Source organism: Kitasatospora sp. NPDC056531 (genome assembly GCF_042794375.1).
Taxonomy (GTDB): Bacteria; Actinomycetota; Actinomycetes; order Streptomycetales; family Streptomycetaceae; genus Kitasatospora.
The window spans coordinates 60,860-74,744 of record NZ_JBHTTU010000014.1 but is presented as its reverse complement, the minus strand read 5'-3'; the positions used below and the strand labels follow the sequence as shown (position 1 = coordinate 74,744).

At 74.3% G+C, this 13,885-nt stretch carries 16 protein-coding genes; 7 read left to right on the top strand and 9 right to left on the bottom strand.

From position 1 onward, the window contains the following. Positions 1 to 24 precede the first annotated feature (24 nt). Positions 25 to 2,916 (top strand): FAD-binding and (Fe-S)-binding domain-containing protein, encoded by a 2,892-nt coding sequence (locus ACFQ87_RS15870; protein ID WP_380611347.1) that lies wholly within the window; start codon positions 25 to 27, stop codon positions 2,914 to 2,916. A 12-nt stretch (positions 2,917 to 2,928) separates the two neighbouring features. Here the strand turns inward: ACFQ87_RS15870 and ACFQ87_RS15865 are convergent, their stop codons facing one another. Then, the gene (locus ACFQ87_RS15865) at positions 2,929 to 3,435 is read right to left on the bottom strand and encodes a hypothetical protein (protein ID WP_380611346.1); all 507 of its coding nucleotides are present in this window, start codon (positions 3,433 to 3,435) and stop codon (positions 2,929 to 2,931) included. Positions 3,436 to 3,477: 42 nt separating this feature from the next. Beyond that, positions 3,478 to 3,990 carry a DUF1453 domain-containing protein gene (locus ACFQ87_RS15860; protein ID WP_380611344.1) on the bottom strand — a complete coding sequence of 171 codons (513 nt, stop codon included), beginning with the start codon at positions 3,988 to 3,990 and terminating at the stop codon, positions 3,478 to 3,480. A gap of 73 nt (positions 3,991 to 4,063) precedes the next feature. Between ACFQ87_RS15860 and ACFQ87_RS15855 the strand changes: the two genes are divergently transcribed. After that, on the top strand, positions 4,064 to 4,684 hold the full coding sequence (locus tag ACFQ87_RS15855) for a TetR/AcrR family transcriptional regulator (RefSeq protein ID WP_380611343.1): 621 nt from the start codon (positions 4,064 to 4,066) through the stop codon (positions 4,682 to 4,684). Positions 4,685 to 4,716: 32 nt separating this feature from the next. Continuing rightward, complete coding sequence (locus ACFQ87_RS15850) at positions 4,717 to 5,127, top strand: PaaI family thioesterase (protein WP_380611342.1); 411 nt, start codon at positions 4,717 to 4,719, stop codon at positions 5,125 to 5,127. Positions 5,128 to 5,212: 85 nt separating this feature from the next. Here the strand turns inward: ACFQ87_RS15850 and ACFQ87_RS15845 are convergent, their stop codons facing one another. Both ACFQ87_RS15845 and ACFQ87_RS15840 read right to left on the bottom strand, forming a co-directional pair. Next, complete coding sequence (locus tag ACFQ87_RS15845; protein WP_380611341.1) at positions 5,213 to 5,665, bottom strand: CBS domain-containing protein; 453 nt, start codon at positions 5,663 to 5,665, stop codon at positions 5,213 to 5,215. Positions 5,666 to 5,739: 74 nt separating this feature from the next. After that, positions 5,740 to 6,750, bottom strand: a complete 1,011-nt coding sequence (locus ACFQ87_RS15840) for a slipin family protein (RefSeq protein ID WP_380611339.1) — start codon at positions 6,748 to 6,750, stop codon at positions 5,740 to 5,742. A 162-nt stretch (positions 6,751 to 6,912) separates the two neighbouring features. On the opposite strand from ACFQ87_RS15840, the gene ACFQ87_RS15835 reads away from it, so the two are divergent. Further along, on the top strand, positions 6,913 to 7,686 hold the full coding sequence (locus tag ACFQ87_RS15835; protein ID WP_380611337.1) for a uracil-DNA glycosylase: 774 nt from the start codon (positions 6,913 to 6,915) through the stop codon (positions 7,684 to 7,686). Between the two features lie 47 nt (positions 7,687 to 7,733). On the opposite strand, the gene ACFQ87_RS15830 is transcribed toward ACFQ87_RS15835, so the two are convergent. After that, positions 7,734 to 8,612, bottom strand: a complete 879-nt coding sequence (locus tag ACFQ87_RS15830; RefSeq protein WP_380611336.1) for a CHAD domain-containing protein — start codon at positions 8,610 to 8,612, stop codon at positions 7,734 to 7,736. Between the two features lie 159 nt (positions 8,613 to 8,771). Here ACFQ87_RS15830 and ACFQ87_RS15825 point away from each other — a divergent pair, with 159 nt between their 5' ends. The 3 genes from ACFQ87_RS15825 to ACFQ87_RS15815 all read left to right on the top strand — a co-directional run bounded on the left by ACFQ87_RS15825 (position 8,772) and on the right by ACFQ87_RS15815 (position 11,149). After that, positions 8,772 to 9,446, top strand: a complete 675-nt coding sequence (locus ACFQ87_RS15825) for a hypothetical protein (RefSeq protein WP_380611335.1) — start codon at positions 8,772 to 8,774, stop codon at positions 9,444 to 9,446. A gap of 145 nt (positions 9,447 to 9,591) precedes the next feature. Next, positions 9,592 to 10,407 (top strand): DsbA family protein, encoded by an 816-nt coding sequence (locus ACFQ87_RS15820; protein WP_380611333.1) that lies wholly within the window; start codon positions 9,592 to 9,594, stop codon positions 10,405 to 10,407. Positions 10,408 to 10,489: 82 nt separating this feature from the next. Next, positions 10,490 to 11,149 (top strand): vitamin K epoxide reductase family protein, encoded by a 660-nt coding sequence (locus tag ACFQ87_RS15815; protein WP_380611332.1) that lies wholly within the window; start codon positions 10,490 to 10,492, stop codon positions 11,147 to 11,149. A gap of 7 nt (positions 11,150 to 11,156) precedes the next feature. On the opposite strand, the gene ACFQ87_RS15810 is transcribed toward ACFQ87_RS15815, so the two are convergent. From ACFQ87_RS15810 to ACFQ87_RS15795, 4 genes are all read right to left on the bottom strand, one after another. After that, positions 11,157 to 11,657 carry an NUDIX domain-containing protein gene (locus ACFQ87_RS15810; RefSeq protein ID WP_380611331.1) on the bottom strand — a complete coding sequence of 167 codons (501 nt, stop codon included), beginning with the start codon at positions 11,655 to 11,657 and terminating at the stop codon, positions 11,157 to 11,159. Between the two features lie 114 nt (positions 11,658 to 11,771). After that, a complete protein-coding gene (locus ACFQ87_RS15805; protein WP_380611330.1) occupies positions 11,772 to 12,845 on the bottom strand; it encodes a serine hydrolase domain-containing protein in 1,074 nt (357 codons plus the stop codon). A 29-nt stretch (positions 12,846 to 12,874) separates the two neighbouring features. Continuing rightward, on the bottom strand, positions 12,875 to 13,390 hold the full coding sequence (locus ACFQ87_RS15800) for a GNAT family N-acetyltransferase (RefSeq protein ID WP_380611329.1): 516 nt from the start codon (positions 13,388 to 13,390) through the stop codon (positions 12,875 to 12,877). A gap of 24 nt (positions 13,391 to 13,414) precedes the next feature. Then, the gene (locus ACFQ87_RS15795; RefSeq protein ID WP_380611328.1) at positions 13,415 to 13,807 is read right to left on the bottom strand and encodes an ankyrin repeat domain-containing protein; all 393 of its coding nucleotides are present in this window, start codon (positions 13,805 to 13,807) and stop codon (positions 13,415 to 13,417) included. Positions 13,808 to 13,885: the final 78 nt, after the last annotated feature.

Here is a 13,885-nt window from a genome sequence, read left to right as displayed (position 1 = left end):
GCCGCACCGCCCCGGAGGTCCCTGGTGAGCCGTCCGTCCGCCGTCCCCGGGGCCGCGCTGGCCCGTGAGCTGGCCGCCGTGCTGCGCGGGGAGGTCCGTTTCGGCGCCGCCGAGCGCACCGTCTACAGCCACGACGCCTCCAACTACCGGCAGTTGCCGCTCGGCGTGGTCAAACCCGCCGACCTGGACGACGTGCGCACGACGCTGGCGCTGTGCCGCGAGTACCGGGTGCCGGTGGTGCCGCGCGGAGCGGGGACCAGCATCGGTGGGCAGGCGATCGGCCCGGGCGCGGTGGTGCTGGACTTCCGCCGCCACCTCGGCTCGGTGCTGGAGATCGACCCGCAGGCCCGCACCGCGCGCGTCCAGCCCGGCACCGTACTGGACGACCTCCAGCGCGCCGCCAGGCCGTACGGGCTGCGCTTCGGCCCGGACCCGTCCACGCACAGCCGCTGCACGATCGGCGGCATGATCGGCAACGACTCCTGCGGCTCCCACTCGCTCGCCTGGGGCCGCACCGCGGACAACGTGGAGCGGCTGGAGCTGCTGCTCGCGGACGGCACCGAGCTGACCGTCGGCGGCCGGCTCACCGCCGCCGAGCGGACAGCACTGCGCTCCGCACCCGGGCGGGTCGGTCAACTGCACCGTGAACTCCAGGAGTTCACCGACCGCAACCTGGCCACCATCCGGCAGGGCATGCCGCAGCTGCCGCGCCGCACCTCCGGCTACCCGCTGGACGCGCTGCTGCCCGAGCACGGTCACGACCTGGCCCGGGCGCTGACCGGCACCGAGGGCACCTGCGCGCTGCTGCTCGGCGCCACCGTCCGCCTCGTCGAGGACCCGCCGGCGCGTGCCCTGGTGGTGGCCGGCTACCCCGACGAGGGCGCCGCCGCCGACGCCGTCCCGGCACTGCTGCCGCTCGGTCCGCTGACCGCCGAGGGCATGGCGGCCGACCTGATCGCCGCGCTGCTCGCCGCCGGCCCGCGCCCACCCGCGCTGGACCGGCTGCCCGCGGGCGAGTGCTGGCTGTTCCTGGAGACCGGCGGCGCCACGGCGCTGGAGGCCTACCAGGCCGCCCGCCGGCTCGCCGACGCGGTGCGCCGCGAGCCCTCCGCCACCGTCGCCCTGGTCACCGACCCCGTCGAACAGCGCCAGCTGTGGGCGGTCCGGGAGGCGGGCGCCGGGATCGTCACCCGGCTGCCGGGAGGCGGCGAGGCCTGGCCCGGTTGGGAGGACTCCGCCGTCCCGCCCGAGCGGCTCGGCGACTACCTGCGGGACCTGCGCACCCTGCTGCGCCGGCACAGCCTGCGCGGCGTCCCGTACGGGCACTTCGGCGACGGCTGCGTGCACCTGCGGATCGACTTCCCGCTGGACGAGCCCCAAGGGGTGCTGGTGTTCCGGGAGTTCCTGGAGCAGGCGGCGGATCTGGTGGTGTCGTACGGCGGTTCGCTCTCCGGCGAGCACGGCGACGGGCAGGCCCGCTCCGAACTGCTGCCGCGCATGTACCCACCCGAAGTCATCGACCTGTTCGGCGAGTTCAAGCGGATCTGGGATCCGGGGAACCTGCTCAACCCGGGCGCACTGGTGGACCCGCGCCCGCTCGACGCCGACCTGCGCTTCGTCACCGCCCCGCGCCGCCCGCTGCCGCTGGCCCTGCCGTACGAGCAGGACGACGGGAGCCTGGCCAAGGCGGTGCACCGCTGCGTGGGCGTCGCCAAGTGCGTGGACCCGACCACCGGGGTGATGTGCCCGAGCTACATGGCCACCGCCGAGGAGCGGCACTCCACCCGGGGCCGGGCGCGGCTGCTCGCCGAGATGCTGCGCGGCGATGCGATCCCGGACGGCTGGCGCTCGGCGGAGGTCCGGGAGGCGCTGGACCTCTGTCTGAGCTGCAAGGGCTGCGCCAGCGACTGCCCGGTGCACGTCGACATGGCGACCTACAAGACCGAGTTCCTGTACCAGCACTACCGGCACCGGCCGCGTCCGCTCGCGCACTACTCGATGGGCTGGCTGCCGCTCTGGCTGCGGGCGGTGGCGCTCGCGCCCGCGGCGGCGAACACCCTGGTCCGCTCCCCGGCCGGCGCCCTGCTCAAGCGGCTCGGCGGGATCGACCGGCGCCGGGTGCTGCCCGTCTTCCCGCCGGAGACCTTCACCCGCTGGTACCGGCGGCACCGCGCCGCCCACCCGGCCCCGGCGGGCGCCCAACCGGTGCTGCTGTGGCCGGACACCTTCTCGAACCACCTGCAGCCGAACGTGCTGCGCTCGGCCGTCGAGGTGCTGGAGCACCTGGGCTTCGACGTCCGACTGCCCGACGGCCCGGTCTGCTGCGGCCTCACCTGGTACTCCACCGGCCAACTCGGCACCGCCCGCCGGGTGTTGCGGCGCAGCCTGCGCACGCTGGCGGACGCCGGGATCCCGGCCGACACCCCCGTGGTCGGCCTGGACCCCAGCTGCACCGCCACCCTGCGCGAGGACCTGCCCCGGCTGCTCGGCACGGACGGCCGCCCGCTCGCCGAACGCACCCGCACCTTCGCCGAGTTCATCGACGAGTACGCCCCCGACGCCCCGCTCCCCCGGATCCCGCTGGACGCCGTCACCCAGACCCACTGCCACCAGCACGCGGTGCTCGGCAGCGCCGCGGACCGCCGGATCGAGGCCCGACTTGGCCTGCGCAACCGGGTGTTGGACTCCGGCTGCTGCGGCCTGGCGGGCAACTTCGGTTTCGAGAGCGGGCACTTCGAGGTGTCCGAGGCGATCGCCGAACGGGCCCTGTTGCCGGAGGTCCGGGCGGCAGGACCTGAGACGGTGGTACTGGCGGACGGCTTCAGCTGCCGCACCCAGATCGCCCAACTCGCGGACGGGCGAAGGGCCCTGCACCTGGCGGAGCTGATCGCCCGGGAGCTGCGGACGCCGGAGTAGCCGCCGGAACGGCTACGCGTGCCCGGCGAGGAAGGCCCCGGCGTGCGCCGCGGCCTGCTCCCGGGTCGGGTGGCCGACCGCCGACCGGCCGGTTTCGCCGTCGGCACCGGTGGCCGTCCAGAGCCAGCCCCCGGAGGCCTCGTCCCACACCAACTCGGCAGTGCCGCCGAACAGTTCGAGCGCACCGGGCCGGGCCGCCGGACGGCTGACGGCCTCCGGCCACTTCTTCCGGGCGCCCTGCCGGGTGATGCCCCAGGCAGCGCCCAGCTGTTCGTAGCTGGCGCCGTACGAGCCGGCGGTGGCGGCCGCGGTCGCGGTGAGCCGCTTGACCTCGGCGTCCACCAGCTTCCAGGCGGACAGCACCGAGAGGGCGACCTCGGCCGGGTCGGCGTGCCACATCCGCTCCTCGGGCAGCCCGGTCGCCCGGGATCGCACGGCGGTGGCGAGGGGGTTGAGCGCATCCAGGAGGGCCGCGGCCAGCTCGGCTCGCTCCTCGGCGGTGATCTCCACAGCAGTCATGGTGACAACCATAGTTACCTAACGCCATCTCGACAACCAAAGTTACCGACGGAACCGGTCCGACCCGAGCAACGCGTTCGCATCCCGTCGCTCGGGCGCGAACGGGGTCCCGGAGGAGAGCGCCCGATGGCCCACCACCAGCGCCTCCCCCAGGAAGCCGACCCCGATCGACAACTGCACCGGCCGGGCGTCCGGAGCCAGCCCGTTGTGCTCGGCGAGCGCCGCGAAGCCCGCCATCACCGCCAGTGAGATCGCCGCCACCAGGAAGGTCCAGCCGGTGTAGCGCTGCCACAGCACCCCCTCGCGCTCGTAGACCCGGATGGTGGCGCCGCGGACCGCTCCGAACGCGGTGCCGAGCGCGACACCCACACCCACCCAGACGTAGTCCCTCGGACCGAGGCCGTGGTGCTGCGCCAGCGCCCACAGGCCGAGGCCGGTGAGCACCACCGGCGGCCCGAAGAGGTCCCGGGCGTTCAGCGGCTCGCCGCGCAGCCGCCGGACCAGGACCACGACGACCACCGCCGCGATCAGCCCCACGCGCACCCAGTTGTTCATTCCCGCTCCCCGAATTTTTATAGCTCGACCGTGCTAAATCAGCAATTTAGCTCGCCCGTGCTATAACGGCAACATGCCGAAGATCGTCGACCCCGTGGAACGCCGCCAGGCCGTCGCGGACGCCGTCCTGCGCGTCGCGGCCAGAGAGGGCCTGGAGCACGCCTCGCTGCGCAACGTCGCCGACGAGGCAGGGCTCGCGATCGGCTCGGTGCGGCACTACTTCGCCGGCAGCTCCGAGCTGATGATCTTCGCGATGCAGGAGCTGGCCCGCCGGATCGACGCCCGCATCCGCACCCACGCCCGCACCCTGCTCGACCCGGATCAGCCTCCCGGCACCGACCGGCGCGAACAGACCGTGCGGCTGCTCGCCGAGACCCTCCCGCTGGACGCCGAGCGCCGGGAGGAGTCCGCGCTCTGGCTCTCCTTCGTCACCGCCGCCCGCACCCGGCCCGAACTGCGGCCCCGCGCCGCCGAGCTGCAGACCGGCCTGGACGCGCTGGTCCGGCACGTCCTGGTCGAGATCGAACGCGCCGGCGGCCTGACCCCCGGCCTCAACCTCGACATCGAGACCCGCCGCCTCTCCGCCCTGCTGGACGGCCTCACCCTGCAGGCCGTCCAGCACCCCGACCTGGTCGGCCCGGTCGAGCTGCGCACGGTGCTCCGCCGCCACCTCGACACCCTGGCCACTGCCTGACAGCACCCCAACGGTCTTGCCAGAATGGCGCGATGACCCTCACCTCCGCCGAGGCGGACAAGATCCTGGCCGAGAACTTCGCCCCCTGGGTGCAGGCCCTCGGCCTGACCACCACCGAGACCGGCGAGCGCCACGCCGTCCTGCGGCTGCCCTGGTCCGACCAACTCGCCCGCGAGGGCGGCGGGTTGTCCGGACAGGCGATGATGGCAGCGGCCGACACCGCGTGCGTGGTCGCCCTCTCGGCGGCCCGCGGCGGCTTCGCGCCGATGACCACCGTCCAGCAGTCCACCAGCTTCCAGCGCGCGGTCACCGGCCAGGACGTCCTGGTGCTCGCCCGGGTGACCAAGCTCGGGCGGCGGATCGCCTTCCTCGACGTCACCCTCACCGCCGAGGGCGCCGAGGAGCCCGCCGCCCAGGCCACCTCCGTCTACGCCCTGGGCTGACACCCGCCCGGCGTCAAGGTGCGACCGGCCCCGGTGGCGCGTACGGACGCCCCGCCGGGGCCGGTCGACTCTCTGATCAACCGGGTCAGGCCTGCAACGCCTCCCTCTTGGGCGGCTCCTCCGCGCACACCGCCGACACGAACTCCGCGAGCCGCGCCTGCGGCAGCCCGCGCGCGATGTCCGCCTCGCTGATCATGCCGACCAGCTTGTGCTCCGGGTGGTTGATCACCGGCAGCCGGCGGACCTGGTACTGCTCCATCACGCGCAGCACCTGCTCGCAGTCCTCGTCCGCCTCCACCGTCATCGGCCGCCCCAGCGCCAGGTCACCCGCCGTCACCTGCGCCGGGTCGCGCCCCTCCGCGACGCAGCGCAGCACGATGTCGCGGTCGGTCACGATCCCCAGCAGCTTGTCGTTCTCCCCGCAGATGGGCAGCGCGCCCACATGCCGTTCCCGCATGATCCGGGCGGCGGCCGCGAGCGTCTCGTGCTCGCGGATGCACTCCGCGCCTGGGTGCATGATGTCGCTGGCTCTGGTCATGGTCCGCCTCCTGACCTGGCTTGCTCCCTCATCCATCCTGGTCCGCGCCGATGGCGCACGCCACCGGGCACCCGTCAGGACGCCGCCTTCGGCTCCGTGCGTTCCTCCGCCCCGGCCTGACCGTCCGCCTCCGCGCGTCCGCGCTCCAGGTCGGCGCTCTCCAGCGGCGAGTGGGACAACAGCTCCTCCAGCGGCGGGAGTTCGTGCGTGGCCGGTTCGCGGCCGAGCTCCGCCTCCGGGACCTCGCCGCTCTCCACCGCCTCCTCCGCGGACTTCGCGGCGGCGGCGACCGCGGCGGCCGCCAGCAGATCGCGCTGCTGGGACTCCGTCGCGCTGTCCAGGAACCGCAGCAGCTCCACCGGGAACGGCAGCACCAGCGTCGAGTTCTTCTCCGCCGCAACCTCCACCACGGTCTGCAGCAGCCGCAGTTGCAGGGCCGCCGGGGTCGCGCTCATCACCGCGGCCGCCTCCGACAGCCGGGCCGAGGCCTGGTACTCGCCGTCCGCCGTGATGATCCGGGCCCGCCGCTCACGCTCGGCCTCCGCCTGGCGCGCGATCGAGCGCTTCATCGACTCCGGCAGCGCGACGTCCTTGATCTCCACCCGGTCGATCTGGATGCCCCAGCCCAGCGCCGGGCTGTCGATCATCAACTCCAACCCCTGGTTGATCGGTTCGCGGTTCGCCAGCAGGTCGTCCAGCTCGCTCTTGCCGATGATCGACCGCAACGAGGTCTGCGCGACCTGGGAGATCGCGAAGTTGTAGTCCTGGACGTTGACCGTCGCCTTCACCGGGTCCAGCACCCGGAAGTAGACCACCGCGTCGACCCGCACGGTCACGTTGTCCCGGGTGATGCCCTCCTGCGCCGGGATCGGCATCGTGATGATCTGCACGTTCACCCGGCGCAGCCGGTCCGCGACCGGTATCAGCGCGACCAGCCCCGGCTGGCGGACCTCCTCGCGCACCCGCCCGAAGCGGAACACCACGCCCTTCTGGAACTGCTGGACCACCCGGATGCTCAGGCCCGCCCAGACCGCCCCCAGCCCGACCAGCCCCCCGAGCGCCCCCAGCACCGCATCGACGATCATCGCGGCCTCCTCGCGGCCTCCGCGCACACCGGCGCCCCCGGCCACCGCCGACCCGGCCCGGCCGGGGGCCACCGGAGCAACTGGTTCCACGCTACGCCTGCCCGGCTGACGCCGGAACGGACGTCCTGCAGCTCCTCGGACCGGAGACCCTAGGATCGGGCCATGCCGCAGTCTCCCGCCGACGACCCCGGCCACCCCCGCCACCCCGCCGAGGCCGCCGCCCGGGCCGCCGGACTCACCGCGCTGGACCGCGTCGTCACCGGCTGCCGGGCCTGCCCCCGCCTGGTCGAATGGCGTGAGGAGACCGCCCGCACCAAGCGCCGCGCCTACCAGGACTGGGACTACTGGGCCCGCCCCATCCCCGGCTTCGGCCCGCCCGACGCCCCGCTCGTCCTGGTCGGCCTCGCCCCCGCCGCCCACGGCGCCAACCGCACCGGCCGGATCTTCACCGGCGACCCCTCCGGCGACCTCCTCTACGCCGCCCTCTACGACCTCGGGCTCGCCAACCGCCCCGAGTCCGTCCGCTACGGCGACGGCCTGGAACTGTACGGCGTACGGATCACCGACCCGGTCCGCTGCGCCCCGCCCGACAACAAGCCCAGCACCGCCGAACGCGACACCTGCCGCCCCTGGATCACCCGCGAACTGCAACTGCTGCGCCCCACCGTACGAACCGTCGTCGCCCTCGGCGGCTTCGCCTGGCAGGCCGTGCTCCCGGTGATCGCCGACGCCGGCTGGCAGGTCCCCCGCCCCCGCCCGGCCTTCGGCCACGCCGCCCAGGTCACCCTCCCCGCCCGTGACGGCGGCCCCGACCTGCGGCTCTACGGCTGCTACCACGTGAGCCCACGCAACACCAACACCGGCCGCCTGACCAGGGCGATGCTCCGCGAGCTGCTCCGCGACGCCGCCCGCTCGGCGGGGCTCAGCCCCCGGTAGCCCACCCCGACACCGCGGCCGGTCCGGCCGCACCCGGGTGACGGGCCCTACCCGAACCGCGCCAGCTTCCGCGTCCCCGCCGGCGCCCACACCTCCGCCAGCCGGCCGCGCGCGGCCTCCGCCGCCGCGAGCTGGCGGGCGTACAGGGCGCCGTAGCCGAAGGGCTCGCCGCCCGCGTCCGCCTGGGCGGCGAGGGCCGCGGCGGCGACCACCGCGTCCTGGTGCTCGCCCAGGACCTCCTGGACGGCCTTCATCCGCTCCGCGTACAACTCGGCCGCCGGGCCGACCGCAGGGACGGCGGCCTCGCCGGCGTAGCGGGCCCGTTTGGCGGACTTGCGGGCCTCGTGCAGCGCCCGGTCGCGCTCCTCCGGGCCGGCGGTGAGGGCGGCGTGGACCCGCTCGGCCGTCCGGCGCTGCTCGCGGGCCGCGACCCGGGACAGCTCGGGGACGGCCGCACGGGCTGCCCGCCGCCGCAGCGGCGGGTCGGCGAGCAGGGTGGTCAGGGCCTCGGCCAGAGCGCGGCGACGGGGGCTGTCCAGGGCCGCGACCACCTCGGGCCGGACCCGGCGGTACTCGGCCTCGCCCCACCGCTCCAGCGTGCCCGCGACCCGCTCCGGGCCGCACTCGGCGGGCAGCTCGCGGGCCTGAGTGGCCAGCCGCTCGGCGAGCACCTCGCGGTCCCGGGCGCGGCCCAGGGCGGCGCCCAGCCAGCGCAGGTCGGCGACGACACCGTCGGTGGTGCCGGGGGCGAGGAGCCGGCGGAAGGTCCGCAGGGCGCTGCGCAGCCGCCGGCAGGCCACCCGCATCCGGTGGACCGCGTCGGGCTCGTCCGCGCGGACGGCCTCGTCCAGTCCGGCCAGCACCACGGCCTGGGCCTCGATGCGGTCGAGCAGCACCTGTCCCACCGTGGTTTCGGGCCTCGCCATGTGCGTCCACCCCCTTGTCGGGGTCGCCGGGAACGCCTTCCAGGCTAGTCGGGTAGCTGCCGCTGTCGAACCCGCTCGGGCCGCTGAGGGGACGTCATCCGAGCGCGAGCGACCACGCGCCCTCGTGCCGGGCGTCAGTGCCATGGCATACTCCCGAGCGTGACGACCTCCACCCATGCGACCAGGGCCCTGCGGGCCGCGGTGTTCACCGCGCTCGCCGTGCCGATGGCCGCGTTGGGCCAGGTGGTCATCACCGGCCGCCCGCTGCCGCTGTCGCTGGTGGCCACGGCGAGCGTCGTCGTCTTCCTGGTCGCGGCCGCGCTGGCCGGCGGGGAGCGGCGACTGCTGCACATCTCCGGTGTGATGGTGCCGGTCGAGCTGCTGCTCAACACCACCTTCAACCTGGGCCAGACCGGCTGTGGGCCGGTCCTGTCCGAGCACGTGTCCGCGCGCGGGGTGAACCTGCTGGTCTGCGGCGGCGGTTCGGTGGACGGCTCGCTGCTGGGCGGCCCGCTGGGCCACGCCGGGCAGTTGGCGCCCGCCGCGACCCAGCTGCTGCTCCTGGTGGTGCACCTGGCGATCGCGCTGGCCGCCTCGGCCTGGCTGCGGCTGGGCGACGCGGCGCTGTCGGGCCTGGCCCGGGCGCTGCGCGCGCTGCGCCAGTCGCTGACCCGCCCGCTGCGGGCGCTGGTCGTCCTGCTGCTTCCCGCCCCGGCGCGCCCGGTGCTGCGGGTGCCGCTGCCGGTGTCGGACCGTGAGCGGCCGCGCCGCGAGGACGTGGTGCTGAGCCCGGCGCCCCGGCGCGGTCCGCCCTCCTTCGCGCCTGCCTGCTGACCCGGTCACGCACCGAGGTTCCAACCCGTACACCCCGTACGCCCGCAGGCAGTGCGCACGACTCCCGCGTTCACCGACCCCGCCGCACCCGTGTGTGCGGCTCCCCGCGCGCACCCGCGCGCCGCGTACAGGAGTTGACTTCCCCATGGCTCAGGACCCCAGCAAGAAGCAGGCCAAACGCATCAGCGCCCGTGACCGGATCCAGGAGGCACAGCGCCGCGAGCAGCAGGCGGCCAAGCGCCGTCAGCGGATCGTCGTGACCGTCTCCGCCGTCGTCGTCCTCGCCCTCGCGGGCGGTGTCGCGCTCGCGATCAACACCGGCTCGAAGAAGGACGACAAGGCCTCCGCGGCCTCCTCCGCCGCCCCGCTGGTCGTCCCGGCCAACGCCTCCGGCCCGGACGGCACGGTGATCACCTACGGCAAGGCCGACGCCCCGCACACCATGGAGGTGTACGAGGACTTCCGCTGCCCGGTCTGCAAGCACTTCGAGGCGGCGAACGGCCAGACCGTCAAGGAGATCACCCAGGAGGGCCAGATCAAGGTGGAGTTCCACCTGGCCGCCTTCCTCGACAAGAACCTCGGCGGCAAGGGCTCGCGCACCGCGCTGGCGGCGGCCGGCGCCGCGCTGAACGAGGGCGTGGACAAGTTCAAGGCGTTCCACGACGTGCTGTACGCCAACCAGCCGGACGAGCGCGAGGACGGCTTCGGCGACGTCAACCACCTGCTGGACCTGGCCGGCCAGGTGCCCGGGCTGAAGACGGACGCCTTCGTGAAGGCCGTCACCGACAAGACCTACGCGCCGTGGGCGGCGAAGGTCGCCGACGCGTTCAACGACAGCGGGGTGACGGGCACTCCGACGGTCAAGGTGGACGGCAAGCCGATCAACCTGTTCGCCGGCAACGCCGCCGCCACTCCGGAGCAGTTCACCGCGCAGGTCAAGCAGGCCGCCGGCCTCCAGTAAGCCGCACCGCACGGCACCACCGGCCCGGCCGAACTCCCGGCCGGGCCGGCCCCTCCAAGCCAGCCACCGGAGTTGTGCTGCCATGACCGCCGCGACCACCGTGCACCTGTCCCAACCCGCCCCCGACGCCCCCGACGCCGCCGGCCGGGCCGCGATCGGCGCGAGCCGGGCCTTCGCGATCCTGCTGTTCTTCGGCGGGCTGATCGGGCTGGCCGCCTCGGCCGTCCTGACCTTCGACAAGCTCCGCATCCTGGAGAACCCGTCCTACGTCCCCAGCTGCAACATCAACCCGGTGATCAGCTGCGGTTCGGTGATGCGCACCGAGCAGGCCTCGGTGTTCGGCTTCCCCAACCCGCTGCTCGGCCTGGCGGCCTTCGGCGCGCTGGCGGCGATCGGCGCGGGGCTGCTGGCCGGTGCGGCGTACCGGCGCTGGTTCTGGCTGGGCCTGCACGGCGGGACGGTGCTGGGTCTCGTGTTCACGCACTGGCTGATAGTCCAGGCGCTGTACGACATCGGCGCGCTGTGCCCGTACTGCATGGTGGTGTGGGCGACGGTGGTGGCGCTGTTCTGGTACACCACCCTGCACAACCTGCGGACGGGCGTGATCCCGGTCGGGCCGAGGATGCGGGTGGTCGTCCGGGAGGCGGCGCGCTACCACTGGGCGCTGCCGGTGCTGTGGGCGGCGGTGATCGCGCTGCTGGTCCTCAACCGGTTCTGGTACTACTGGAGCACCCTGGTCTGAGACCCGCTCACCCCACGTACCCCGCCGAGTGCAGCAGTGCGGCGACGCCGGTCCGCCGGGCCTCCAGGGCCCCGGTGAGCCGGCGCGCCGCGCAGGGGTGCAGCAGGGCGACGGCCCGGGCGGGGGTGAAGTAGCCGTGGTCGGCGATCTCCTCGGTCTGGAGACGGACCACCGCGTTCGTCTCGACCGTGCCGCCGTCGAACATGAAGTGCACGGCCGGGTGGGCGTGTCGGCCCTGGTCGGGGATCGCCTCGCGCCACTCCACCACCAGCAGCCGCAGCTCGCCCGCCACCAGCCCCGTCTCCTCCAGCAGTTCCCGCGCGGCGCACTCGGCGGGCGCCTCCCCCGGGTCCATCCCGCCACCGGGGAACTGCCACTGGTCGCGGTAACTGGCCTGCAGCAGCAGGACCTTGCCCTCCTCGTCGGTGAGCAGCACGCTGCACCCGATGTAGGCGCGCACTATCCGGGCGAGCCACTCCTCCTCCGAGAGTGCCCAGGTCTCCGTCATCGCGCCTCCTCCGCCGGGTGCTCCTGTCGCCGCCACAGTGCCCGATCACCGCCGTGCCAAAGGCGGTTCGTAGCTAATCCACCCGATCGGGTGCCGGGGCCCGTCTCCTGGGTCCTAGCCGAACACCGCGCGCCGGAAGGCGTTGCGCAGGTCGGTGAGCGGCTGGGTGGTCCGGTCGTAGTGCACCTTGTTGGTGAGCAGCAGCGCCCAGCGGCCGAGCCGCCGGGAGACCCAGATGCCGGTGCCGGTGAAGCCGTAGTGGACGAAGGTGCCCTCGGCGGGTTCGGTGCCGGGGGCGTACAGCCAGGACAGCCCGCGGGCGGGGGCCAGGCCGCCGGTCTGCTCGCGCAGCGATTCGGTGATCCACGGTTCGCCCCAGGGTAGTTGGGGCGGCGGGGCGAGCAGGGCGGTGAGGAAGCGGGCGAGGTCGTCGGCGCTGGAGAAGGCCCCGGCGTTGCCGGAGACCCCGCCGAGCAACCGGGCGGAGGGGTCGTGCACCACACCGCGCAGATGGGCGCCGAGCGACTCCTCGTACTCGGTGGGCGCGGTACGGGCGGTCGCCGCGGCGTCGAGCGGGCCGTACCGGGTGTCGGCCATGCCCAGCGGCCGCCAGACCCAGCGCGCGGCGAGTCGGTCCAGCGGCGCGCCGCCGAGGTCCTCGACCACGTAGGCGAGCAGCACGGCGGCGCGGTCGGTGTACTCGACGGCGGCGCCCGGTTCGCGGTGCAGCGGGGCGGCGATCACCCCGGCCCGGATCGCCGCGAGGTCCCGCCCGTAGCGCCGCTCGAAGCGGGTGCGCGGGAGCATTCCGGCGGTGTGTGCGAGGAGTTGGCGCACCGTCACGGTCCCGGACGGGTGCCCCGCGGCGGGCTGCCACCAGCGGCCGAGCGGTTCGTCCAGCAGCAGCCGCCCGGACTGCCGCAGCACGCCCGCACAGGGCCAGAGCGCGACGATCTTGGTGAGGCTGGCGAGGTCGTACAGCGTGTCCGGCCCGGGTACGAGCTCCGCGTACGGGCCTTGCCCGAGCACACCGTGGCCGCCCCCGCCGAGCGTGCCGCCGGCGTCACCAACGGCCCAGACGGCGCCCGCGCCCACGGTGCGCACGCCGTCCCGGAGCAGCCGGTCCACCTCCCCGCCGGGCTCGGCCAGGGCGGGGAACCGTTCGGCTTCGGGTGGTCGGTGGCTCACCACGGGTGTCTACCCGGCGCGGCGGCCGCTCAGACCGCCTCGGCGAGCTCCTTGCCGAGGCAGACGCTCAGCGGGTGGTCCTTGTAGATGCCGAACTTCCGGATCGCGACGTAGCCCTCGGACTCGTACAGCGCGATGGCCTCGGGCTGCTCGGTGCCGGTCTCCAGGATGAAGCGGGTGCGCCCGGCCTCGACGGCGGTCCGCTCCAGGCGGCGCAGCACCGCCCGGGCCAGGCCGCGACCGCGGGCGTCGGGTATCACGAACATCCGCTTCAGCTCGGCGTCGCCGTCGCGCAGCCCGTCCGGCCCGGCTTGCTTGGCCCGCCAACCGCCGCAGGCGACCGGGCGGCCGTCCAGGTACGCGATCATGAAGAGTCCGGCCGGCGATTCGAAGTCCTCGGGGTGCATCACGGTCTCGTCCGGGTCGCCGTAGCGGCGGACGTACTCCTGCTGCACCTCCGTCGACAGGGCCTGGGCGTCGGGGTGGGCGTAACCGGTGACGCGGAACTCGACGGTGCCGGTGTCCTTGGTGGCGGTGCTCTCCATGATTTGAAAGCCTACGACCCCGCCTCAGCGCCCCTCGAACCGGGCGAGCAGCTCGGCCTTGCCGAACATCGCGGCGGCCTCGACGGCGGAGGGGTAGCCGGCCTTCGGGTCGGCGCCGCCGGCCAGCAGGGCGTCCACGACGTCCGTGGTGCCCTTGAAGACAGCTCCGGCCAGCGGGGTCTGGCCCTTGTCGTTGGCACGGTTCGGGTCGGCGCCGCGCGCGAGCAGCGCCTCGACGGTGGCGGTGTGGCCGTGGTAGGCGGCGAGCATGACCAGGGTGTCGCCGCTGCCGTTGGTGAGGTCCGCGGAGACGCCCGCGTCGAGAGCGACGGTCAGGGTGTCGGTGTCTCCGGCCCGGGCGGCGTCGAAGAGCTTCCCGGCGAGCGCGATCACCTCGGCGTCGGGGGCATCGGTCATGGCGGGCTGCCTTTCCTGGGAACTGGCGAGGGGGCGGTGCGTACCGCACCGTATCGGCCGGCGCGAACCCGGGCCAGC